Origin of the sequence: Phycicoccus flavus, from assembly GCF_004025965.2 — a bacterium.
Lineage (GTDB): Bacteria > Actinomycetota > Actinomycetes > Actinomycetales > Dermatophilaceae > Phycicoccus > Phycicoccus flavus.
Genome location: NZ_SAYU02000069.1, coordinates 1 through 21,897, shown reverse-complemented (window position 1 = coordinate 21,897; position 21,897 = coordinate 1). Strand labels below are relative to the sequence as shown.

The 21,897-nt window shown below is 75.4% G+C and carries 20 protein-coding genes and 1 pseudogene; 4 read left to right on the top strand and 17 right to left on the bottom strand.

Annotation, left to right across the window (positions count from 1 at the left end; all coding sequences use genetic code 11):
- The 3 genes from EPD83_RS16580 to metK form a co-directional block, all read right to left on the bottom strand.
- A partial coding sequence (locus EPD83_RS16580; protein WP_268951210.1) for a methionyl-tRNA formyltransferase occupies positions 1 to 566 on the bottom strand: 566 nt, incomplete at its 3' end.
- Positions 567 to 610: 44 nt separating this feature from the next.
- Positions 611 to 2,668, bottom strand: a complete 2,058-nt coding sequence (locus EPD83_RS16575; protein ID WP_165566881.1) for a primosomal protein N' family DNA-binding protein — start codon at positions 2,666 to 2,668, stop codon at positions 611 to 613.
- A gap of 36 nt (positions 2,669 to 2,704) precedes the next feature.
- Positions 2,705 to 3,925 carry a methionine adenosyltransferase gene (gene metK, locus EPD83_RS16570; RefSeq protein ID WP_128367253.1) on the bottom strand — a complete coding sequence of 407 codons (1,221 nt, stop codon included), beginning with the start codon at positions 3,923 to 3,925 and terminating at the stop codon, positions 2,705 to 2,707.
- 132 nt (positions 3,926 to 4,057) lie between these two features.
- Between metK and EPD83_RS16565 the strand changes: the two genes are divergently transcribed.
- Together EPD83_RS16565 and EPD83_RS16560 are read left to right on the top strand one after the other, a co-directional pair.
- Positions 4,058 to 5,548, top strand: coding sequence for a coiled-coil domain-containing protein (locus EPD83_RS16565; RefSeq protein WP_165566880.1), 1,491 nt, complete (start codon positions 4,058 to 4,060; stop codon positions 5,546 to 5,548).
- Positions 5,545 to 6,768, top strand: coding sequence for a coiled-coil domain-containing protein (locus EPD83_RS16560; protein WP_164896229.1), 1,224 nt, complete (start codon positions 5,545 to 5,547; stop codon positions 6,766 to 6,768). The genes EPD83_RS16565 and EPD83_RS16560 overlap by 4 nt, the downstream gene beginning before the upstream one ends.
- Before the next feature lie 92 nt (positions 6,769 to 6,860).
- Here the strand turns inward: EPD83_RS16560 and coaBC are convergent, their stop codons facing one another.
- From coaBC to pyrR, 12 genes are all read right to left on the bottom strand, one after another.
- Positions 6,861 to 8,093, bottom strand: coding sequence for a bifunctional phosphopantothenoylcysteine decarboxylase/phosphopantothenate--cysteine ligase CoaBC (coaBC, locus tag EPD83_RS16555; protein WP_128366121.1), 1,233 nt, complete (start codon positions 8,091 to 8,093; stop codon positions 6,861 to 6,863).
- Between the two features lie 5 nt (positions 8,094 to 8,098).
- Positions 8,099 to 8,386: a DNA-directed RNA polymerase subunit omega gene (gene rpoZ / locus EPD83_RS16550; protein ID WP_128366120.1), complete on the bottom strand. Its 288-nt coding sequence runs from the start codon at positions 8,384 to 8,386 to the stop codon at positions 8,099 to 8,101.
- Between the two features lie 3 nt (positions 8,387 to 8,389).
- Positions 8,390 to 8,971, bottom strand: coding sequence for a guanylate kinase (gene gmk / locus EPD83_RS16545; RefSeq protein WP_128366119.1), 582 nt, complete (start codon positions 8,969 to 8,971; stop codon positions 8,390 to 8,392).
- Entirely contained in the window at positions 8,968 to 9,285 is a 318-nt protein-coding gene (mihF, locus tag EPD83_RS16540) for an integration host factor, actinobacterial type (RefSeq protein ID WP_128366118.1), read from the bottom strand. Before mihF ends, gmk begins: the two co-directional genes overlap by 4 nt.
- 91 nt (positions 9,286 to 9,376) lie before the next feature.
- Positions 9,377 to 10,243 (bottom strand): orotidine-5'-phosphate decarboxylase, encoded by an 867-nt coding sequence (gene pyrF / locus EPD83_RS16535; protein WP_128366117.1) that lies wholly within the window; start codon positions 10,241 to 10,243, stop codon positions 9,377 to 9,379.
- On the bottom strand, positions 10,240 to 11,199 hold the full coding sequence (locus EPD83_RS16530; RefSeq protein WP_128366116.1) for a dihydroorotate dehydrogenase: 960 nt from the start codon (positions 11,197 to 11,199) through the stop codon (positions 10,240 to 10,242). The genes pyrF and EPD83_RS16530 overlap by 4 nt, the downstream gene beginning before the upstream one ends.
- Entirely contained in the window at positions 11,199 to 12,074 is an 876-nt protein-coding gene (locus EPD83_RS16525; protein WP_164896227.1) for a dihydroorotate dehydrogenase electron transfer subunit, read from the bottom strand. Before EPD83_RS16525 ends, EPD83_RS16530 begins: the two co-directional genes overlap by 1 nt.
- On the bottom strand, positions 12,071 to 15,397 hold the full coding sequence (gene carB, locus EPD83_RS16520) for a carbamoyl-phosphate synthase large subunit (RefSeq protein WP_165566879.1): 3,327 nt from the start codon (positions 15,395 to 15,397) through the stop codon (positions 12,071 to 12,073). Before carB ends, EPD83_RS16525 begins: the two co-directional genes overlap by 4 nt.
- Positions 15,397 to 16,554 (bottom strand): glutamine-hydrolyzing carbamoyl-phosphate synthase small subunit, encoded by a 1,158-nt coding sequence (carA, locus tag EPD83_RS16515; protein WP_165566878.1) that lies wholly within the window; start codon positions 16,552 to 16,554, stop codon positions 15,397 to 15,399. The genes carB and carA overlap by 1 nt, the downstream gene beginning before the upstream one ends.
- Positions 16,548 to 17,867, bottom strand: coding sequence for a dihydroorotase (locus EPD83_RS16510; protein WP_128367525.1), 1,320 nt, complete (start codon positions 17,865 to 17,867; stop codon positions 16,548 to 16,550). Before EPD83_RS16510 ends, carA begins: the two co-directional genes overlap by 7 nt.
- Positions 17,864 to 18,808, bottom strand: a complete 945-nt coding sequence (locus EPD83_RS16505) for an aspartate carbamoyltransferase catalytic subunit (RefSeq protein ID WP_128367524.1) — start codon at positions 18,806 to 18,808, stop codon at positions 17,864 to 17,866. The genes EPD83_RS16510 and EPD83_RS16505 overlap by 4 nt, the downstream gene beginning before the upstream one ends.
- Positions 18,805 to 19,428: a bifunctional pyr operon transcriptional regulator/uracil phosphoribosyltransferase PyrR gene (pyrR, locus tag EPD83_RS16500; RefSeq protein WP_322095801.1), complete on the bottom strand. Its 624-nt coding sequence runs from the start codon at positions 19,426 to 19,428 to the stop codon at positions 18,805 to 18,807. The genes EPD83_RS16505 and pyrR overlap by 4 nt, the downstream gene beginning before the upstream one ends.
- A gap of 142 nt (positions 19,429 to 19,570) precedes the next feature.
- Here pyrR and EPD83_RS16495 point away from each other — a divergent pair, with 142 nt between their 5' ends.
- Positions 19,571 to 20,332, top strand: a complete 762-nt coding sequence (locus EPD83_RS16495) for a metallophosphoesterase family protein (protein WP_165566877.1) — start codon at positions 19,571 to 19,573, stop codon at positions 20,330 to 20,332.
- A gap of 96 nt (positions 20,333 to 20,428) precedes the next feature.
- Positions 20,429 to 20,617 (top strand): hypothetical protein, encoded by a 189-nt coding sequence (locus tag EPD83_RS16490; RefSeq protein ID WP_128368547.1) that lies wholly within the window; start codon positions 20,429 to 20,431, stop codon positions 20,615 to 20,617.
- A 16-nt stretch (positions 20,618 to 20,633) separates the two neighbouring features.
- On the opposite strand, the gene EPD83_RS16485 is transcribed toward EPD83_RS16490, so the two are convergent.
- Entirely contained in the window at positions 20,634 to 21,551 is a 918-nt protein-coding gene (locus EPD83_RS16485; protein ID WP_128368546.1) for a hypothetical protein, read from the bottom strand.
- 249 nt (positions 21,552 to 21,800) lie between these two features.
- Positions 21,801 to 21,897 (bottom strand): annotated as a pseudogene (locus EPD83_RS20785) (transcription antitermination factor NusB); the annotation flags it as partial.

Sequence of the window (21,897 nt, the reverse complement as noted above, 5' to 3'; positions counted from 1 at the left end):
CGCAGCGACCCGTCCTCCAGCCCGTCCATCGTCGCGACGAGCAGCCCGGCCCCGACCTCGGCCAGCCGGTCCAGCAGGGTGCCGGCGGTGTCGTCGGGGCGGACGTCCTCGGTGACGGTGCCGAGGACGGGGCCGGTGTCCAGGCCCTCCTCGATGACGAAGGTGCTGGCCCCGGTCACCGCGTCGCCGGCCATGACCGCCCGTTGCACCGGCGCCGCCCCCCGCCAGGCCGGCAGCAGCGAGAAGTGCAGGTTCACCCAGCCGTGCGCCGGGACGTCGAGGGCCACCCGCGGCAGCAGCGCGCCGTAGGCGACGACGGGGCAGCAGTCGGGGGCCAGGTCGCGGAGGCGGCGGAGGAAGTCCTCGTCCCGGGGCCGCTGCGGGGTCAGCACCTCGAGCCCGTGCTCGAGCGCGACCTCCTTGACCGGGGACGGGTGGAGGGTGCGGCCGCGGCCCGCGCGGGCGTCGGGCCGGGTGACGACGGCGAGCACCTCGTGCCGGGAGGCGAGCAGCGCCCGGAGCGACGGGACGGCGGTGTCGGGGGTTCCGGCGAGGACGAGACGCACCCGGCGAGTCTAGGAGCGCCCGGCGGGGCCCCATCCCGGCGGCGTCAGGAGGTGGGGTCCCGGGGGTCGACCCGGACCGTCACGGGGTCCGTGGCCTTGCGCGCCGAGGCGTGGGCCCGGGCGGCCGCGAGCTCGCGGGCGAGGGCCGGGGCGTCGTCGACGGGCACGGTGACCAGCGCCCGCCAGCGGTCCTCCCCGTGCGGCAGCGGGCCGAGGCTGCTCGCCGTCGGCGGGAGCTCCAGCCCGCCGAGGGTGGCGGTGACGGCCTCGCGGGTGCCGGTGAGGGCGGCGAGCCGTGCGGTGGGGGGCAGCGCGAGCTCTCGGCGCTCGGTGAGCTCGCGGTCGGCGAACCAGGCGGGGTCCCAGCGCACGAGCGCCTCGACGGCGGGCATCGGAACGTGGGTCGGTGCGCCGGCAAGGACGACGCGTCCCCCGTCGCCGCCCGGCCGGACCAGCGCGGCAGCGGCGCACCACCGCCGCAGGGCCTCCTCGCCCGCGTCGAGCGTCGGGCGGTCCAGCAGCGCCCAGGCGTCGAGCAGCAGCGCGGCGGCGTAGCCCGTCGGCGCCACGGGCTCGGCCCCCGGCGTGCTGACGACGAGCCGGGGGCCGTCCTCGACCCGCTCGAGCACCGTCCCGGCCCCGGACCGCTCGACGGGGACGCCGGGGAAGGCCCGCCCGAGCTCCTCCGCGGTGCGGCGGGCGCCGACGACCGAGGAGCGCAGCCGGGTGCCGGAGCACGCGGGGCAGGCGAAGGCGGTCTCGACCCGGCCGCACCACCGGCAGGCCGGCGGGCCCTGGGGGCCGGTGAGCGCCAGCGGCCCGGCGCAGTGCCGGCACCGCGCCGGGCGGCGGCAGTCCTGGCAGGACAGCGAGGGCAGGTAGCCCCGGCGCGGGACCTGGACGAGCACCGGGCCGGTGGCCAGGGCCTCCTTGGCCGCCCGCCAGGCGACGCTCGGCAGGTGCGCCGCCGCGGTGGCGCCGTCGCGCTCGAGGTCGGCCCCCTCCCCCGCGACCCGGACGGGGGCGACGGCGGCCCGGACCGTGGCCCGGTCCGCCTCCACCGGCCGGAGCACCCCGCGCCCGACGAGGTCCGCGACAGCGGCCGTCCGGGTGTACCCGGCGGCGAGGACCGCGGACCCCTCGCGGGCCGCGCGGGCGAGCAGCACCTCACGCACGTGCGGGTAGGGGGCGCGCGGCTCGTCGAGCAGGTCGTCGCCGTCGTCCCACCACGCGACGAGCCCGAGGTCGCGTACCGGCGCGAAGGCCGCCGCCCGGGTGCCGACGACGACCGGCACGTGGCCCCGCAGGGCCTTGAGGAACGCCGTGTAGCGGGCCTGCGGTCCCTGGTCGGCGGTGAGCCGGACGTGCCGGCCGGGCCCGAGCACCGCCTCCAGGGCGGCGGCGGCCCGGGTGACGTCCCGGTGGTCGGGGACGACGACGAGCGCGCCCCGGCCGGAGTCGACGGTGGCCCGCACGGCGGCGGCGAGCAGCCCCGGCCAGGCCCGGGCGGGGTCGACCGCCGGCAGGGCGAGGACGGACGCGGCGGGGGCGTCCCCGGCCCGCAGCCGCGCGAGGAACGCCGGCCCCGCCGGGAACGCCGCCCAGGCGGCGTCGGCGTCCTCGGCGGCGGCCGGTGGGTCGGGTGCGGGCGGCGGCTCGGCGGGCAGGGCCTGCTCGGCCCGGGCGTGCCGCGGGGGGACGGCGAGCCGCAGGACGTCGCCGAGGGTGCCGGCGTACCGGGAGGCCACCCCACGCGCCGCGTCGAGCACCTCGGGGGTGAGCACCGGCTCGGGCGAGACGAGCCGCCGCAGCGGCGTGAGCCGGCCGGGGTGCTCGGCGGCGTCGCGGCGCCCCAGCACCCAGCCGCCGAGGTCCTGCCCGGCGAAGCGGACCTTGACCCGGGTGCCGGCCTGCGCGCCCGCGGCCATCGACTCCGGGACGGTGTACTCGAAGGGGCGGTCGAGGTGGGCGAGCCCGGTGTCGACCTGGACCAGGGCGACGGGACGGTCCTGCGTGACCGGGTCCTTCCCGGCGGCGCGCGGTCGGGCCGGCCGGCCCCCGTCGAAGAGGGCCGGCTGGTCCCCCGCGCCGGTCTCCGTCACGGCCAGGAACCTAGCCGAGGCGGCCGACGGCGCGGCTCAGCCGTGCACAGCCCGCTGCAGCGCCTCGACGCGGTCGGTGCGCTCCCACGGGAACGCGTCCGGCACGCCCTCGGCCGCGGTGCGGCCGAAGTGGCCGTAGGCCGCCGTGGCCTGGTAGATCGGGCGCAGCAGGTCGAGGTCCTCGAGGATGCCGAGCGGGCGCAGGTCGAAGACGGACCGGATGGCGGCCTGGATCTTCTCCACCGGCGCGGTCTCGGTGCCGAAGGTCTCGACGTACAGGCCGACCGGCTGGGCGACGCCGATGGCGTAGGCCACCTGGACCTCGCACCGACGGGCCAGCCCGGCGGCGACGACGTTCTTGGCCACCCAGCGCATCGCGTAGGCCGCGGAGCGGTCGACCTTGGAGGGGTCCTTCCCCGAGAAGGCGCCGCCGCCGTGGCGGGCCATGCCGCCGTAGGTGTCGACGATGATCTTGCGGCCGGTGAGCCCGGCGTCGCCCATGGGCCCGCCGATGACGAACTTGCCGGTGGGGTTGATGTAGGTCCGGTAGTCGCCCGCCGTGAGGTCGGTGCCGCTGTCGGCGAGCTCGGCGAGGACCGGCTCGATGACGTGGGCGCGGATGTCGGGCTCGAGGAGGCCCTCGAGGCTCACGTCCTCCGCGTGCTGCGTCGAGAGCACGACGGCGTCGAGGGACACGGCGCGGTCGCCCTCGTAGGCGATGGTCACCTGGGTCTTGCCGTCCGGGCGCAGGTAGGACAGGTCGCCGCTCTTGCGGACCGCGGTCAGCCGCTCCGAGAGCCGGTGCGCGAGGAAGATCGGCAGCGGCATGAGCTCCGGGGTGTCCTCGCAGGCGTAGCCGAACATCAGGCCCTGGTCGCCGGCGCCCTGCTTGTCCTTGGGGTCCACGCCGCCGGTGCGGTTCTCGTAGGCGGTGTCGACGCCCTGCGCGATGTCCGGGCTCTGCTGGCCGATGGAGACCTCGACGCCGCAGGACGCGCCGTCGAAGCCCTTGGTCGAGGAGTCGTAGCCGATGCCGAGGACCGTCTCGCGGACGACCTGCGGGATCTCGACGTACGCCTGGGTGGTCACCTCGCCCGCCACGTGGACGAGCCCCGTGGTCACCATCGTCTCGACCGCGACCCGGCTCCCCGGGTCCTGGGCGAGCATGGCGTCGAGGATGCTGTCGGAGATCTGGTCGCAGATCTTGTCCGGGTGCCCCTCGGTGACGGACTCGGACGTGAACAGGCGTGCGGACACGCGGCTTCTCCTTCGCACGGGAACGGGCTCTGCGCACCGCGCGGCGGCGGGCACCCGCACCAATCTACCCAGGGACCGAGACGGCGGCCCGGCGCGCCCGGGTGGCGGGCCCCGTCTGGAATCATGGGGGCCGTGTCAGACCGGTCCAGCAGCGAGGCGACGCCGACCGGCTCCGGGACCAGCACCTCCGGGAGCCCCGTCGACGAGGCGCTCACCCTGCTGACCCGTGCGCAGACGCTCGCCGACCAGCTGCGCGAGGAGGCCGACCGCGAGCTGCGCGAGGCACGGGCCGAGGCGGCCCGGGTCCGCTCCGAGACCTCGACGGCCTCGCACGAGCTCACCGAGGTCCGCACCCGTCTCGAGGAGTCGCGCACCGAGGCCGAGCGCACCCTGGAGGAGACCCGCGCCGAGGTCGAGATCATGCTCGCCGACGCCGCCGACCAGGCCTCGCTCCTGCGGGCGCGGGCGACGAAGGCCAGCGACGAGGCCATCGCGATGGCCGAGGAGCAGGCGGCCTCGCTCGTCGCCGACGCCCAGGAGCGGGCCGCGCAGCTGCTGGACAGGGCGCGGGGCGAGCACGAGAGCACGATGACCCGGCTCGCCGACGAGGAGCGCGCGCACCAGGAGCGCTGGGCGGCCGAGCACGCGACGCACACGAGCGAGCTCGCGCTGCTGCGCGACACCACGCACGGAGAGCTCGACGGGCTGCGCCGCGAGGCCGAGCAGTACGCGGCCCGCCACCGCGAGGACGCCGAGGCCGAGGTCCTGGCCCGCCTCGCCGAGGTCACCGCCCGCGAGTCGCAGTCCGACGCCGAGCGGGTCCGGCTGGGTGAAGACGCCCAGGCCACCGCGGCCCGGGTCGTCACCGACGCCGAGGCCGAGGCCCGGGCGACCATGGAGGCGGCCGAGAAGCACCTGACCTGGGCCCAGGGGACCGTCCGGGAGATCCTGCGCCGCACCGAGGACGAGCGCGACCGGCGGGCCCGCGAGCACCACCAGCAGATCGTCGACCGCACCCGCAGCCACCGGCAGCGCGTCCAGACCCTGCTCGGCAGCGCCACCGCGAAGTCCCGGGACCGGCTGGCCGAGGCGGAGTCGGAGTCCCGGCGGCTGCGCGAGCTCGCCGAGTCGGTCCTCGCCGAGGCCCGCGCGGACGCCGCCCGCACCCAGGACGCCGCGACCCGCGAGGCCGAGCGGCTGCTGGCCGAGGCCCACCGCCGCGAGGCCGAGGCGAGCGCCCGCGCCGACCGCCGCCTGGCCGAGGCCGAGGAGGGCGCCCGGCTCGTCCGGCAGGGCGCCGCCGAGGACGTCGAGCGCATGCACCGCGAGGCGCACGAGTACCACCGGGCCGCCCGGGCCGAGATCGTCAAGGCGTCGGCGGGGGCCCGCGAGCGGGCCGACGCCGTCCGCGCCGAGGCCCAGGCGGCGGTCGAGCGGGCGCGCGCCGAGGTGCATACACTCGCAGCGCGTCGCGACGCCATCACCGCCCAGCTGGGACGGCTGTCCGGGGTCATCGAGGCCCTCGCCGTCCACGACGGGTCCGCCGCGCACGACGACGGCGCGACGCCGCGCACCACCGACGACCAGCCCCATCCCTCCACCTCTGACCAGGAGCCCACATGAACCAGCCGGAGTTCCCGACCGTCTTCCGCGGCTACGACCCCGTCCAGGTCGACGCCCACGTCGCTGCGCTCCACCAGGCCGTCGAGTCCGCCCGTCGCGAGGCCGAGGCGGCCCGCCAGGAGGCGGCCGAGAGCTCGGTCCAGCTGACCAAGGCGCGCCAGGACAGCGACTCGGCCGGTGGCGAGCTCGAGCAGCTGCGCACCCGGGTCGCCGAGCTCGAGGACGACGCCCGCAAGGCCTCCAGCCCCACGTACGCCGACCTCGGCGAGCGGATCGGGCGGATGCTCGGCCTGGCCGACGAGGAGGCCGGCTCGATCCGGTCCGCGGCGACGAGCGAGGCCGACGAGCACCGCCGGGCCGCCGCGGAGGAGTCGCAGCTGACCCGGGCCGAGGCCGACCGCTACGCCGAGGAGGTCCGCAACCGCGCCGACACCGACGCCGCCGAGACCCTGTCGCGGGCCAAGGCCGAGGCCGACTCCATCATCGACCACGCCGCCCGCGAGGCCGCCGCCCGCCGCGAGGAGGCCGAGGCCTACTTCGAGAAGCAGCGCGCCACCGCCGCGGCCCAGGCCGCCGACTTCGAGCGCACCCTCGGCGAGCGCCGCGAGAAGGCCGCGGCCGAGTTCAACGACCAGATGGCCACGCAGGACGACGCGCTGCGGGCCGTGCAGGAGCGGGCCGACCTGCTCATCCGCGAGGCCGAGGACGACCACAAGGCCAAGACGGAGGAGGCCACCCGCCGCCTGGAGTCCGCCCGGGCCGAGGCCGAGTCCATCGTCCGCAGCGCCAAGGAGCAGGCCGAGCGGGTCCGCCGCGACTCCGACCGCGAGCTCGCCGCCGCCACCGCCCGCCGCGACAGCATCACCGCCCAGCTCTCCAACGTCCGCAACATGCTCGCCACCCTCGGCGGGCCGGCCGCCGCGGAGGCCATCGTCGCCGCCGCCGAGCCGCCGCAGCAGCCGCAGGAGGCCGCGCAGCCCGAGGCCGCCCCGGCCGAGGAGGCCGACGCGGACGAGGCCGAGGTCGACGAGCAGCCGGCCGAGGAGGAGGTCGAGGTCGACGACGCCTCGCAGGAGGAGGTCGAGGCCGCGGACGACACCGACGCGGGCGACGACGTCGCCGAGGGCGACCCGGTCGAGGACCAGGACGAGGAGCCGGCCGCCGACGTCGCCACGCCCGGCAAGAACGCGCGGGGCGTCAAGGCCGGCGCCCGCCGCTGACCCGCCCTCCCACCCGGCGGGGGCTCATCCGCCGAGAGGACCCACCGACACGCCGTCCGCGCCCCGCGCGAGCGGCGTGTCCGTTGGTGGGCTCAGGCGGTCGGGGCCGGCAGGAGGTCGGTGACGACGTCCCAGACCGCCGCGGACACGGCGGTCTTGGTCGCGGGCCCGACGTCGACGACGTCGGCGCTCCCCCGCCGCAGCACGTGCACGGTGTTGTCGTCGGTGCCGAAGGCCCGGCCGCCGCCGACCTCGTTGACGACGAGGACGTCGCAGCCCTTCCGCTCGAGCTTGGCCCGGCCGTGCTCGAGGACGGAGCCGTCGGCGTCGCCGGTCTCGGCGGCGAACCCCACGAGCACCGGGGCGGACGAGCCACCCCGGGCCGCGACGAGCCCGGCCAGGACGTCGGGGTTGCGCACGAGCGCGACGGTGGGCGCCGAGTCGTCGTCGTCGCCGTCGTGGGTCTTCTTGATCTTGTGCGCCGCGACCTCGGCGGGCCGGAAGTCCGCGACCGCGGCGGCCATGACGACGACGTCGGCCCCGGCGGACCCCTCCCGCACGGCGGCCTCGAGCTCGAGGGCGGTCTCGACCGCGACGACCCGCACGCCCTCGGGGGGCGTCAGCGACGCGGTGGAGACGAGGGTGACCTCGGCGCCGCGCTCGGCGGCGACGGCGGCCAGGGCGTACCCCTGCTTGCCGGAGGACCGGTTGCCCAGGTAGCGCACGGGGTCCAGCGGCTCACGGGTGCCGCCGGCGGTGACGAGGACCCGCCGGCCGGCGAGGGAACCGGACGCGCGGCGCCGGTCCAGCACGCGGGCGCAGACCTCGAAGAGCTGCTCGGGCTCGGGCAGGCGCCCGGGGCCGGAGTCGCGTCCGGTGAGGCGGCCCGAGGCCGGCGGCACGATGTGCACCCCGCGCTCGCCGAGGGTGGAGATGTTCGCCTGGGTCGCCGGGTGCTCGTACATCTCGGTGTGCATGGCGGGGGCCATGACGACCGGGCACCGCGCCGTGAGCAGGACGTTGGTCAGGAGGTCGTCGGCCTGGCCGGTGGCCGCCCGCGCGAGGAGGTCGGCGGTGGCGGGGGCGACGACGACGAGGTCGGCCTCCTGGCCGATCCGCACGTGCGGGACCTCGGTGATGTCGGACCAGACGTCGGTGTGCACCGGCTTGCCCGACAGCGCCGCCCACGTCGCCTCGCCGACGAAGTGCAGGGCGGAGGCGGTGGGGACGACGGTGACGTCGTGGCCGGCCTCGGAGAGGAGGCGCAGCAGCGCACAGGCCTTGTACGCCGCGATGCCCCCGGCGACCCCGAGGACGACCTTCACGTCGGTCAGGCCTGGGTCGGCTGGTCGCCGCCCTCGTTCGTGGGCTCGGAGGTCAGCAGGCCCTCGTTGATCTCGCGCAGCGCGATCGACAGCGGCTTCTCGTGCACCTCAGAGTCGACGAGCGGGCCGACGTACTCGAGCAGCCCCTCCTGGAGCTGGGCGTAGTAGGCGTTGATCTGCCGGGCCCGCTTGGCCGAGTACAGCACGAGGGCGTACTTGGAGTCGGCGCGCTCGAGGAGCTCGTCGATCGGGGGGTTGGTGATGCCGATGGGGTTGGCGGTGGTGCCAGGCACGCGTCAGTCTCGTTTCGCGACGGGGACGGGGGTTCGCGTCCATGATACGAGGTCCTCGGCCGCGCGCCGAACGTCGTCGTTGACGACGGTGACGTCGAACTCCGCGGCCGCGGCGAGCTCGGTCCGTGCGGTCTCGAGCCGGGCGGCCCGCTCCTCCTCGTCCTCGGTGCCGCGGCCGACGAGCCGGCGCACGAGCTCGTCCCAGCTGGGCGGGGCGAGGAAGACGAAGAACGCGTCCGGCATCGTGCGCCGGACCTGCCGCGCTCCCTGGAGGTCGATCTCGAGGAGGGCGGGCCGGCCGGCGGCGAGGACCTCCTCGACGGGGGCGCGGGGCGTGCCGTACCGGGCCCGGCCGTGGACCACCGCCCACTCCAGGAGCTCACCGGCCGCGACCATCTCCTCGAAGCGGTCCTCGGAGACGAAGTGGTAGTGGACGCCGTCGACCTCGCCGGGGCGGGGCCGGCGGGTCGTCGCGGAGACCGAGAGCCAGATCTCGGGGTGGTGCTCCCGCACGTACGCCGCGACGGTCCCCTTGCCGACGGCGGTGGGACCGGCGAGGACGGTGAGGCGGGAGCGACCCGTCACTGCCGCCCGAAGCGGACGAGCAGGGCGGCGACCTGGTTCTGGCCGAGGCCGCGGACGCGGCGGCTCTCGGAGATGCCGATGTCCTCCATGATCTGGCGGGCGCGGACGCGACCGACGCCGGGCATGGACTCGAGGAGGGCGGAGACGCGCATCTTGCCGATGACGTCGTTGCGGCGGCCTTCGTCGATGACGGCCTGGAGCGAGGCGCCGGAGTGCTTGAGCCGGTTCTTGACCTCGGCGCGCTCGCGACGAGAGGCGGCGGCCTTCTCGAGGGCCGCGCTGCGCTGTTCCTGGGTGAGCGGAGGGAGTGCCACGGAGACTTCCTTGCTGTCACTGCGGATGCTGGCTGCTCAACACCCGGCTGTACGTTTGCGACTGTATCCGACGTTCGCGGGCGCGGCGAGATCAGGTGGGCGGCGTGTCCAGGGCCGTGACCAGCGCGTCCGCCGCGGAGCGCGCCGCGGCCCGCAGGGCGCCGACGTCCGGTCCGGCCGCGAGGACCTCGCGGGAGCTCGTGCCGAGCACCTGCGGGAGGGCGTCGCCGAAGGTGGCGCGCAGCGCCGCGGGGGTGCCGCCCTGGGCGCCGAGACCGGGGGCGAGCAGCGGCGCCGCGCTGCCCGCGAGGTCCAGCCCCAGGTCCGTGGCGGCGCTGCCGACGGTGGCGCCGACGACCATCCCCACGCTGCCGAGGCCACCCCGCTCGCGCGCGGCCGCGTTGTCGGCGGTGACCCCGTCGACCACTCCCGCGGCGACGCTGCGCCCGTCCCGGACGGCGTGCTGCACCGACGGCCCCTCCGGGTTGGAGGTGAGGGTGAGGACGAACACCCCGCGGCCGGTGGCGGCGGCGAGGTCGAGCGCGGGCCGCAGCGAGCCGTAGCCGAGGTAGGGGCTCACGGTGACGGCGTCGGCGCGCAGCGGCGAGTCCGAAGAGAGGTACGCCCACGCGTACCCGGCCATCGTCGTGCCGATGTCGCCGCGCTTGGCGTCCAGCAGGCTGAGCGTGCCGGCCGCGCGCAGCCCGGCGAGGGTGTCCTCGAGGACGGCGACGCCGGCCGACCCGAACCGCTCGAAGAAGGCCGACTGCGGCTTGACGCACGCCACCGCGCCCCCGAACGCCTCGACGCAGGTGCGGGCGAAGTCCGCCAGGCCCTCCACGGTGTCCGGCAGCCCCCAGGACTCCAGGAGGGCGGCGTGCGGGTCGATCCCGGGGCAGAACGGCCCGTGGGCGTCCATCGCCGCCCGCAGCCGGTCTCCGAAGGGGGTCTCGGTCATGGCGCGGCGGTCCTCTCGTGGGCGATGCCGACGACGTCGGCGAACCGGTCGAACCCGTGCCGGTCGATCTCGGCCTCGAGCTCGGCGAGCACCCGGCGCGGCGCGGACGGGTCGTTGAAGGTCGCGGTCCCGACCTGCACGGCACTGGCGCCGGCGGCGACGAGCTGCAGGGCGTCGGCGCCGGTGCGCACTCCCCCGACCCCGATGACGGGCGCCCGGGGCAGCAGGCCGGCGCGCATGGCGGCGGTCACCTGCCAGACGGCGCGGACGGCGACCGGCAGGATCGCCGGACCGGACAGCCCGCCGGTGACGCCGGCCAGCCGGGGTCGCAGCCGGTCGGTGTCGACGACGACGCCGAGCAGCGTGTTGATCATCGTCAGACCGGTGGCGCCCGCACCGAGGGCCGCCGAGGCGATGGCGACGACGTCCGTGACGTCGGGGGTGAGCTTGGCGAAGACGGGGGTCCCGGCGGGGACCCGGCCGCGCACGATCCGCACGACGCGCTCGGAGGACACCGGGTCGCAGGCGAAGACGAGCCCGCGGTTGGCGACGTTGGGGCAGGAGATGTTCGCCTCGACCCCGACGACGGCCGGCCAGCCGGGCGAGGTGACGAGCCGGTCGACGACCTCGCCGAACTCCTCGGCGGTGCCGCCGGCGACCGAGACGAGCACCCGGGCCCCCTGGGTGGCGAGCCACGGCAGGTCGTCGACGCAGAAGGTCTCGATGCCCGGGCCCTGGAGCCCGATGGAGTTGAGCATCCCGGAGTCGGTCTCGGCCATCCGCGGCGTCGGCCGGCCCGAACGCGGGTCGCGCATCACGGTCTTCGTGGTGAACGCGCCGAGGTCGGACACGGGGAAGAAGCGGTGCAGCTCCTTGCCGTTGGCCGCGCAGCCCGAGGCCGTCATCACGGGGTTCGGCAGCCGGGTGGCGCCGAGGGCGGTCGTCATGTCGGCCATCAGTGGCCTCCGGGCCGGGGGGCGCCCACGGCGTCGTCCGGCACCCGGGTGATCCCGCCGTCCAGCGCGTCCCAGCGCACCCGGTCGCCGCGGAACACCGGGCCCTCGACGCAGGAGCGGACCATCCGGGTGCGGCCGTCGGCTCCGGTGACGGGCAGGACGCAGGTCATGCAGACCCCGATGCCGCAGGCCATGGACTCCTCGACGGCGACCTGGGCGACGGCGCCGTGCGCGGCCGCGACCTCGGTGACCGAGCGCAGCATGGCCATGGGCCCGCAGCCGTAGACGACCGAGGCCTTGGTGCGCTCGATGACCTCGCCGAGCACGTCCGAGACCCACCCCTTCGTGCCGGCCGAGCCGTCGTCGGTCGTCACGTGCACGGCGTCGGCGCTGCGCCGGCCCTCGACGACGCCGAACAGCCGGTCCTCCGAGGCCGCGCCGAGCACGAGCTCGACGTGGCAGCCGCGCTCGCGCAGCGTCTCGGCCAGCCAGAACAGCGGCGCCGAGCCGTAGCCGCCGCCGACGAGGACGCAGGGGACGGGCTCGGCGGGCAGCGGGAAGGCCCGCCCCAGCGGGCCGACGACGTCGACCGGGTCGTGCGGCCGCAGCGCGGTGAGCCAGCGCGTCCCGGCGCCGACGGCGGAGACGACGACGTCGACGGTGCCGCCGTACGTGCCCGACGGCTTGACCCGGTGGAGGGAGAAGCAGCGACGCAGGAGGTTCGCCGAGGTGGGCCCGCCGACGGCGAGCGCGACGAACTGCCCGGGGTGGGCGAGCTCGGCGACGCCCGGCGCGACGACGGTGAGGTGGTGGTAGGCCCCGGCCCGCCGGACCGCGATGAGCTCGCCGGTGACCCGGACCACGCCGCCGCTCACGCCGGCCCCACGCCGAAGAGGTCGAGGGCGGCCGCGTGGTCCTGGAGCGAGGTGACGTCGAGGTCGCCTTGCTGCACCGCCTCGATGGCGAGGACGGCGGCGGCCAGCTGCTGGACGGTGGTGACGATGGGCCGGTCCATGGCCGTCGTCGCCGCCCGGATGGCGTAGCCGTCGGCCCGGGTCGTCGGGCTCGTCCCGCTCGGGGAGTTGACGACCATCGCGATCTCGCCCGCGTTGATGAGGTCGACGACCGAGGTGCCGCCCTCGCCGCGCTCGGCGTGCTTGAGGACGACGTCGGCGTCGACGCCGTTGCGGCGCAGCACCTCCGCCGTCCCGGAGGTCGAGAGGATGCGGAAGCCGAGGTCGACGAGGCGCTTGACCGGGAAGAGGATGGCGCGCTTGTCGCGGTTGGCGACGGAGACGAACACCGTGCCGGAGGTGGGCAGCCCGCCGATGGCGCCGAGCTGGGCCTTGGCGAAGGCGCGGCCGAAGTCGACGTCGATGCCCATGACCTCACCGGTGGAGCGCATCTCGGGCCCGAGCAGGCTGTCGACGACGGTGCCCTCGGCCGTGCGGAACCGCTTGAACGGCAGGACGGCCTCCTTGACCGACACCGGCGCGGTGGGCGGCACCCGCCCGCCGTCGGTGTGCCGGGGCAGGACCCCCTCCTCGCGCAGCCGGGCGATCGAGGCGCCGAGCATGATCCGCGAGGCCGCGTTGGCCAGCGCGACGCCGGTGGACTTGGCGACGAACGGCACGGTGCGTGACGCGCGGGGGTTGGCTTCGAGGACGTAGAGGATGTCCTGGGCCAGGGCGAACTGGACGTTCATCAGCCCGCGCACGCCGATGCCCTCGGCCAGGCGCCGGGTGGACTCGCGGACCCGCTCGAGCTCGGTGGCGCCGAGGGTCACCGGCGGCAGGGCGCACGAGGAGTCGCCGGAGTGGATGCCGGCCTCCTCGATGTGCTCCATGATCCCGCCGAGGTACATCTCCTCACCGTCGTAGAGGACGTCGACGTCGATCTCGATGGCGTCGTCGAGGAACTTGTCGACGAGCACGGGGTGCTCGGGTCCGGCGACGGTCGCGCGCTCGACATAGGCGGACAGCGTCGCGTCGTCGTAGACGATCTCCATGCCGCGCCCGCCGAGGACGTAGGAGGGCCGCACGAGCACCGGGTAGCCGATCTCGCGGGCGATGGCCACGGCCTCGTGGGCGCTGTAGGCGGTGCCGTGCTTGGGCGCGGGCAGCCCGGCCTCGGCGAGGACCCGCCCGAAGGCGCCGCGGTCCTCGGCGAGGTCGATGGCCTCCGGCGAGGTCCCGACGACGGGCACGCCGTTGTCCTTGAGCGCCTTGGCCAGCCCGAGCGGGGTCTGCCCGCCGAGCTGGACGACGACGCCGGCCACCGGTCCGGCCTGCTGCTCGGCGTGGACGACCTCGAGGACGTCCTCGAGGGTCAGCGGCTCGAAGTAGAGCCGGCTGCTCGTGTCGTAGTCGGTGGAGACGGTCTCGGGGTTGCAGTTGACCATCACCGTGTCGTAGCCGGCGTCGCGCAGGGCGAAGGAGGCGTGGACGCAGGAGTAGTCGAACTCGACGCCCTGGCCGATCCGGTTCGGTCCCGAGCCGAGGATGATGACGGCGGGGCGTTCGCGCGGCATCACCTCGCTCTCGGTGTCGTAGGCGCTGTAGTGGTAGGGCGTGCGGGCGGCGAACTCGGCGGCGCAGGTGTCGACCGTCTTGTAGACCGGCCGCACCCCGAGGGCGTGCCGCACGCCGCGGACGACGGCCTCGGGCATGGCCCGCAGGGACGCGAGCTGGGCGTCGCTGAAGCCGGTGCGCTTGGCCAGGCGCAGCAGGTCGGGGGTCAGCTGGTCGGCGTCGGCGACGGCCTGCGCGACGTCGTCGACGAGCGCGATCTGGTCGAGGAACCACGGGTCGATGCCGGTGGCGTCGTGCACCTCCTCGACGGTGAGGCCGCCGCGCAGCGCCTGCTGCACGGCGACGATCCGCCCGTCGGTGGGGCGCCGGGCCTGCTCGAGCAGCGCCCGGGCCTCGTCGGCGGAGGGCACCGGGCCGTCCCAGTGGAAGCTCGACCCGGCCTTCTCCAGCGAGCGCAGGGCCTTCTGCAGCGCCTCGGCGAAGGAGCGGCCGATGGCCATCGCCTCGCCGACCGACTTCATCGTCGTCGTCAGGGTGTCGTCGGCGGCCGGGAACTTCTCGAAGGCGAACCGCGGCGCCTTGACGACGACGTAGTCCAGCGTCGGCTCGAAGGAGGCCGGGGTCTCCTCGGTGATGTCGTTCGGGACCTCGTCCAGGGTGTAGCCGACGGCCATCTTCGCGGCGATCTTCGCGATCGGGAAGCCGGTGGCCTTGGACGCCAGGGCGCTGGAGCGGGAGACCCGCGGGTTCATCTCGATGACGACGACCCGGCCGTCCGCCGGGTTCACGGCGAACTGGATGTTGCAGCCGCCGGTGTCGACCCCGACGCGGCGGATGACCTGGATGCCGATGTCGCGCAGCGTCTGGTACTCGCGGTCGGTGAGGGTGAGGGCCGGGGCGACGGTGATGGAGTCGCCGGTGTGCACCCCCATCGGGTCGAGGTTCTCGATGGAGCAGACGACGACGACGTTGTCGGCGTGGTCGCGCATGAGCTCGAGCTCGTACTCCTTCCAGCCGAGGATGGACTCCTCCAGGAGCACCTCGTGGACCGGGCTGTACTGCAGCCCGGCGCCGGCGATCCGCCGCAGCTCCTCCGGGGTGTGCGCGAAGCCGGAGCCGAGACCGCCCATCGTGAAGGAGGGCCGGACGACCACCGGGTAGCCGAGGTCGTCGGCGGCGGCGAGCACCTCCTCCATCGAGTGGCAGATGCTCGAGCGCGCGGACTCGGCGGGCAGGCCGTCGAGCTCGCGGACGGCGTCGACGACGGTCTTGAACTTCTCCCGGTCCTCGCCGAGCTCGATGGCCTCGACGTTGGCGCCGATGAGCGGGCAGTCGTAGCGCTCCAGGACGCCCCGGGCGTGCAGCTCCATCGCGCAGTTGAGGGCGGTCTGCCCGCCGAGGGTGGCGAGCACGGCGTCCGGGCGCTCCTTGGCGATGATCTTCTCGACGATCTCGGGGGTGATCGGCTCGACGTACGTGGCGTCGGCGAACTCCGGGTCGGTCATGATCGTCGCCGGGTTGGAGTTGACGAGGACGACGCGGATGCCCTCCTCGCGCAGCACCCGGCAGGCCTGGGTGCCGGAGTAGTCGAACTCGCAGGCCTGCCCGATGACGATGGGCCCGGACCCGATGACGAGCACGCTCGTGATGTCCTCGCGCCTGGGCATCAGGCGCTCACCTCTCGCGTGGCGTGGTCGGTGGCCCGTCGCTCCATGAGCTCGGTGAACCGGTCGAAGAGGTAGGCGGCGTCGTGCGGTCCGGCCGCGGCCTCCGGGTGGTACTGCACGGAGAAGGCCGGCACGTCGAGGCACTCCAGGCCCTCGACGACGTCGTCGTTGAGGCAGACGTGGCTGACCCGCACCCGCCCGAAGGGGGTGTCGGACTCGCGGTCCAGCGACGCGTCGACGGCGAAGCCGTGGTTGTGCGCCGTGACCTCGACCTTGCCGGTCGTGCGGTCCATGACCGGCTGGTTGATGCCGCGGTGGCCGTACTTGAGCTTGTAGGTCCCGAAGCCGAGCGCGCGGCCGAGGATCTGGTTGCCGAAGCAGATGCCGAAGTACGGGATCCCGTCGTCGAGCACGCCGCGCAGCAGCTCGGCCTGGACCTCGGCCGTGGCCGGGTCGCCGGGGCCGTTGGAGAAGAACACGCCGTCGGGCTCGACGGCCCGCACGTCCTCGATCGTCGCCGTGGCGGGCAGCACGTGCACCTCGATCCCCCGCTGCGCCATCATCGCCGGCGTCATCGACTTGATCCCCAGGTCGACCGCGGCCACGGTGAACCGCTTCTCCCCCGCTGCCGGGACGACGTAGGCCTCCTTCGTCGCGACCTCCGCCGCGAGGTCCGCGCCCTCCATCTCGGGGGCGGAGGCCACCCGGGCCAGGAGCTCGTCGGGGGCGGCTGCCGCGTCCGCGCCGGAGAACACCCCGACCCGCATCGCCCCCCGCTCGCGCAGGTGGCGGGTGATGGCGCGGGTGTCGACGTCGCAGATGCCGACGACGCCCTGGGCGTCCAGCTCGTCCTCGAGCGACCGGCGGCTGCGCCAGCTGCTCGGCCGCAGCGCCGGGTCGCGCACGACGTACCCGGCGACCCAGATCCGGCCGGACTCGTCGTCCTCGTCGTTCCAGCCGGTGTTGCCGACGTGCGGCGCCGTCATGACGACGACCTGACGGTGGTAGCTGGGGTCGGTGAGGGTCTCCTGGTAGCCGGTCATGCCGGTCGAGAAGACGGCCTCCCCGACGGTGGTGCCCCGGCGGCCGTAGGCGCGGCCGGTGAAGGTGCGGCCGTCCTCGAGGACGAGGACCGCGGGCTCGCGGGTGGTCAGCACGGTGTCGGCTCTCCTTCCCGCGCGGTGACGTCGCCGCGCAGGATCGTCGTGTGGACGGCGCCGAGGTACGTCCGGCCGTGCCACGGGGTGTTGCGGGACAGGGAGTGGGAGGCGTCGCGGTCGACGGTGACCGTGGCGGTGGGGTCGACGAGGACGAGGTTGGCGGGCTCGCCGGGGGCCACCGGGCGTCCGTGCCCGGCCAGCCCGGCGATGCGGGCCGGCGCGGTCGACATGACCCGGGCCAGGGCGGCGAGCGACATCCCGCCGTCGCCGGCGAGCAGGTCGTGGACGACGGAGAACGCGGTCTCCAGGCCCAGCATCCCGAAGGCGGCGTCGACGAAGGCGTGCTCCTTGTCGTGCCGGGCGTGCGGGGCGTGGTCGGTGGCGACGGCGTCGATCGTGCCGTCCAGCAGGCCCTCGCGCAGCGCCTCCTGGTCCTCGGTCGGCCGCAGCGGCGGGTTCACCTTGTAGACGGGGTCGTAGCCCGCGAGGAGCTCGGTGCCGAGGGCCAGATGGTGCGGGGTGACCTCGGCGGTCATCCGGATCCCCCGGGCCTTGGCCCAGCGCACGACGTCGAGGCCCTCGGCGGTGCTCACGTGGGCGACGTGGACCCTGCTGCCGGTGTGCTCGGCGAGCATGGCGTCGCGGGCGATGATGCTCGCCTCGGCCACCGGCGGCCAGCCGGGCAGGCCGAGCCGGCCGGAGAGCTCGCCCTCGTCGCAGCAGGCCTGCGGCCCGGCGAGGGCGGGGTCCTGGCTGTGCTGGCTCACGACGCCGTCGAAGGCCCGCACGTACTCCAGCGCCCGCCGCATGACCCGGCCGTCGGCGACGCAGCGGCCGTCGTCGGAGAAGACCCGCACCCGGGCCCGGCTGCGGTGCATGAGCCCGAGCTCGGCCAGCTCGTGGCCCTCCAGGCCCTTGGTCACGGCGCCGACCGGGACGACGTCGACGAGCCCGCAGGCGCGGCCGAGGTCGAGGACGTGCTCGGCGGCCTCGGCGGTGTCGGTGACCGGGGTGGTGTTGGCCATGGCGAGGACCGCGGTGTACCCGCCGGCCGCCGCGGCCCGGGAGCCGGACGGGACGGTCTCGGCGTCCTCGCGGCCCGGCTGGCGCAGGTGGGTGTGCAGGTCGACGAACCCGGGCAGGACGACGAGGCCGTCGGCGTCGAGGCGGGTCAGGCCCTCGGTGTCCTCGACCCGGCCCACCTCGGTGACCAGGCCCTCGCGCAGCGCGAGGTCGCCGCGGCACGGGGTCCCGTCGGCGTCGAGGTAGGTGACGCCGGTGACGAGCCGGTCGCCGGTGCCACGGCTCATGGGGAGTCCTCCTCGCCGGCCAGCAGGTGGTACAGGACGGCCATCCGCACCGCGACGCCGGCCGAGACCTGGTCCAGCACGAGGCTCTGGGCGGCGTCGGCGGCGTCGGCGCTGATCTCCAGGCCCCGGTTCATCGGGCCGGGGTGGCAGACCACCGCGTCGGGGTTGGCGGCCACGAGGGTCCGGAGGCGCTCGCGGGTCAGGCCGAACCCGACGGTGTACTCGCGGGGGGTGGGGAAGAAGCCGCCGCTCATCCGCTCGCGCTGCACCCGGAGCATCATCACGGCGTCCGGGCCGGCGGCGAGCACGGCGTCGAGGTCGTCGGTGAGGTGCATCCCGTCGGCCTCCGCCCACGGCCGGATGCCGCTCGGCATGAGGGTCGGCGGGGCACAGAGGGTGACGTCGGCGCCGAGCGTGCGCAGGGTGATGGCGTTGGAGCGGAAGACCCGGCTGTGGGTGAGGTCGCCGACGATCGCCACCCGGCGGCCCGCGAGGTCGCCGAGCCGCTGCTCCATCGTGTACGCGTCGAGCAGCGCCTGGGTCGGGTGCTCGTGGGTGCCGTCGCCGGCGTTGACGACGCTGGCGTCGACCCACTGGGCCACCTGATGGGCGGCGCCGCTGGCCATGTGCCGGATGACGACGCAGTCGACGGCCATCGCGTCGATGGTGCGCACGGTGTCGCGCAGGCTCTCGCCCTTCGACGCCGACGAGCCCTTGCCCGTGATGTTGATGGTGTCGGCGCTCATCCACTTGCCCGCGATCTCGAAGCTGCTGCGGGTCCGGGTCGAGTCCTCGAAGAAGAGGTTGATGACGGTCCGCCCGCGCAGGGTCGGCAGCTTCTTGACGTCGCGCCGCTGCACCTCGTGCATCTCCGCGGCCGTGCCGAGCAGGGTGCGCACGTCGTCGCGGGTGAGGTCCGCGCTGGAGAGCAGGTGCTTCACCGGGTGCCCCCCTCCGGCGCCGACGGCCGACCGGCGCGGGTCTCGCCGACCGCGATGGACACCGAGTCGCCGGACTCGTCGACGCCCGCCAGGCGGACCATGACCCGCTCGGTGTGCGAGGTCGGCAGGTTCTTGCCGACGTGGTCGGCCCGGATCGGCAGCTCGCGGTGTCCGCGGTCGACGAGCACGGCCAGCCGGACGGCGCGCGGGCGGCCGAGGTCGGACAGGGCGTCCAGGGCGGCCCGGATGGTGCGGCCGGAGTAGAGGACGTCGTCGACGAGGACGACCACGCGGTCGTCGACGCCCTCCGGCGGGATCCGGGTGGGCAGCGGCGCCCGGGTCGGCTGGTGGCGCAGGTCGTCGCGGAACATCGTGATGTCCAGCTCGCCGACGGGGACGCGGGCTCCCTCGACGTCGTGGAGGAGCGCGGCCAGGCGGCGGGCGAGCTCGACCCCACGGGTCGGGATGCCGAGGAGGAGCAGGTCGTCGGCGCCCTTGTTGTGCTCGACGACCTCGTGGGCGATGCGGCGCAGCGCCCGGGAGATGTCGGGCTCGCTCATCACGGTGCGCGGGGCACCGGGGGCGTCGCCCGCGGGCATGGTGTCGTCGGCGCGCGTCATCCGCGTGCGGACCTCCTTCCCTGCCTCACCGGACAGGTCGTTAAAGGACGTCGTCGTGCGGGGCCCACTGTAGACGCTGGGACCCGTTCCGCCGACGGCGGACCACGCGCCGGACACGTGTCCCCGGGCCTACCGTCGGGTCATGGAGCCCGCAGCCGCCCGCGTCGCCGTCCTGTCCGACACCCACGGCGTCCCGCCGGTGCTCGAGGCGGTGCTCGCCGAGCCGGACGTGCGCTCCGCCGACCTCGTCGTCGTCACCGGCGACCTCGTGTCCGGCCCGATGCCGGTGGAGACGCTCGAGCTGCTCATGGGGCTCGGGGACCGCGTGCTCCTCGTGCGGGGCAACGCCGACCGCGAGGTCGTCGGCGTCTCCCGCGGCGAGCCGTGCGAGCACCCGGAGTCGGTCTTCGCCGCGGGCGTGCTCGGGGCCGGCCGGCTGGAGCTGCTGGCCGGGCTGCCGCACCCCGTGGTCCGGCCGGTCGCCGGGTTCGGGGAGGTGCTGTTCTGCCACGGCTCCCCCCGCGACGACGACGAGGTCGTCCTCGTTGACACCCGCGTCGCCCGGTGGGTCGAGGCGTTCGCGGACGTCCCCGACACCGTCCGGGTCGTGTGCTGCGGGCACACGCACATGCCGTTCGTGCGGCTGCTGGACCGGCGGGTCGTCGTCAACCCGGGCAGCGTCGGCATGCCCTACGGGTCGGTCGGCGGGTCGTGGGCGCTGCTGCACGACGGACAGGTGTCGCTGCGCCGCACCGAGGTCGACCTCGACGCCGTGTGCGAGCGCGTCGTCGCCGAGTCCGCGTATCCCGACGCCGCCGCCTGGGTGGACGAGTACGTCCGCGGCCGCCACTCCGACGTCGACGCCCTCGCCGCGTTCGGTCCCCGCGACGGGCGGGCGGGGTGACCGCAGGCTGAGACACATCACGAACTCCTATCGGATCCATAACGTCGCGTGATGTACTGACGGCCTCGACCCGACGCGCCGCGAAGGAGGCCCGCGATGCCCGACACCGACCGCACGACCCCCACCGGTGACGTCCTGTGTGCGCCGCCCGCTCCGACGCCCGTGCGCACGCCGGCGTTCGCGAGCCTCTTCCCGCCCCGGGGCGCCGACGCCGAGACCCACCGCCGTCACGTCGCCGCCTCGCCCTGGCCGGAGGTCGTCTTCGCCAGCGCGTCCCTCGGCTGAGGGGGGTCCCGGCCGGTCAGGGTGACGGCGACGGGTCGTCGTCCCAGGACCGGCCGGGGCCGAGGGTCCGATCGAGCTCCAGCCCGTGCTCGGCCGCCACCCTGCGCACCCGCGCGAGGAACAGCCCGAGGTTCCCCGGATCCGTGCCGACCTGCGAGTCCTCCGGCCCGCCGACGACGTGGACGACCACCGCCGCCACCCCGTCGCCCTCCGGCGCCCGCTCCAGCCCTGCGGCCGCGGTCCACCAGCCCGCCCCCGGGTCGTACCAGGACACCGGGTCCGGTCCGTCCCCCAGCACCCCACCGGGCCCGAGCGCAGCCAGCACCTGCCGGGCCGACGCGTCCGACAACGACACCGCCCGACGGAACACCCCCCGCCGCGGCGCCCGGAGCACGTACCGCTCCCAGACGTGCGCGGACTCCAGCGCCGCACGAGCCCGGTCCTCGTCCGTCGGGCTGAGCCTCCCGGCGATCGTCCGCAGGAGCACCGAGGGTGCGACGTGGAGCCTGCCGCCGTTCGCCGGGAACAGATCCGCGAAGATCGCCCCCACCATCTGCATCTCGGCGCCTGTCTCCGCGTCCCGGACGACGGCGCACCCGCTGTCGAGCCCTGTGCCCTCGGCCCAGGCCACCGTCGGCCGGTCGACGAGACCGACGAGCAGGTCCCCCGAGCGGACAGCCAAGGCGTCCAGCACCCCGAAGAGCCGAGTGTCGGCCGGATCGCGGGTGTCGCGGTACAACCGGCTCCCGGCCCACTGCGGCCGAGCCTCGTCGCCGAGCAGATCCACCTCGCCGGCCCAGAACGGGCCCAGCCGGTCGACCGCCGCGTCGAGGCCGTCGAGCCCTCCCGGCAGGCCGTGGAGCGCTCCGCCCGACGACGTCAGCCGGTGCCACCGGCGTCTTCCGTCGGCCAGCTGGGAGTCCACGCCCACCATCGGGTGCCTCCTCCCGGACCTCCTCGGAGTGGATGACGACGCGGATGCCGTCCGTCTCCACGCAGGAGAGCAGCTCCGTCGAGATGCTCATGATGCCCTGCCTCGAGTGGCCGACGACGTCCCACGCCACCTCGGAGACTCCGCCACGGGTCACGCGGCGGCACACGGGCCCAGCGGTCGACGCCGAGCCGTCCGCGGCGAGAGGATCGGCACGAGGGTCGCCGCCGCGCGGGGCGGCGACGACGTCTCTCAGGCCAGGGTGGGCTTGACCTCGGCGAGCCGGGCCAGCAGGCCGTTGACGAACCGCGGGCTGTCGTCGGTGGACAGCTCGGTGGCCAGGCCGACC

Coding starts and splice junctions, on each gene's coding strand:
- carB (WP_165566879.1), bottom strand. CDS start 15,397: ATGCCCAGGCGCGAGGACATCACGAGCGTGCTCGTCATCGGGTCCGGG.
- EPD83_RS16560 (WP_164896229.1), top strand. CDS start 5,545: ATGAACCAGCCGGAGTTCCCGACCGTCTTCCGCGGCTACGACCCCGTC.
- EPD83_RS16485 (WP_128368546.1), bottom strand. CDS start 21,551: ATGGTGGGCGTGGACTCCCAGCTGGCCGACGGAAGACGCCGGTGGCAC.
- pyrR (WP_322095801.1), bottom strand. CDS start 19,428: ATGACGCGCGCCGACGACACCATGCCCGCGGGCGACGCCCCCGGTGCC.
- EPD83_RS16495 (WP_165566877.1), top strand. CDS start 19,571: ATGGAGCCCGCAGCCGCCCGCGTCGCCGTCCTGTCCGACACCCACGGC.
- pyrF (WP_128366117.1), bottom strand. CDS start 10,243: ATGACCGAGACCCCCTTCGGAGACCGGCTGCGGGCGGCGATGGACGCC.
- EPD83_RS16510 (WP_128367525.1), bottom strand. CDS start 17,867: ATGAGCCGTGGCACCGGCGACCGGCTCGTCACCGGCGTCACCTACCTC.
- EPD83_RS16530 (WP_128366116.1), bottom strand. CDS start 11,199: ATGGCCGACATGACGACCGCCCTCGGCGCCACCCGGCTGCCGAACCCC.
- EPD83_RS16490 (WP_128368547.1), top strand. CDS start 20,429: ATGCCCGACACCGACCGCACGACCCCCACCGGTGACGTCCTGTGTGCG.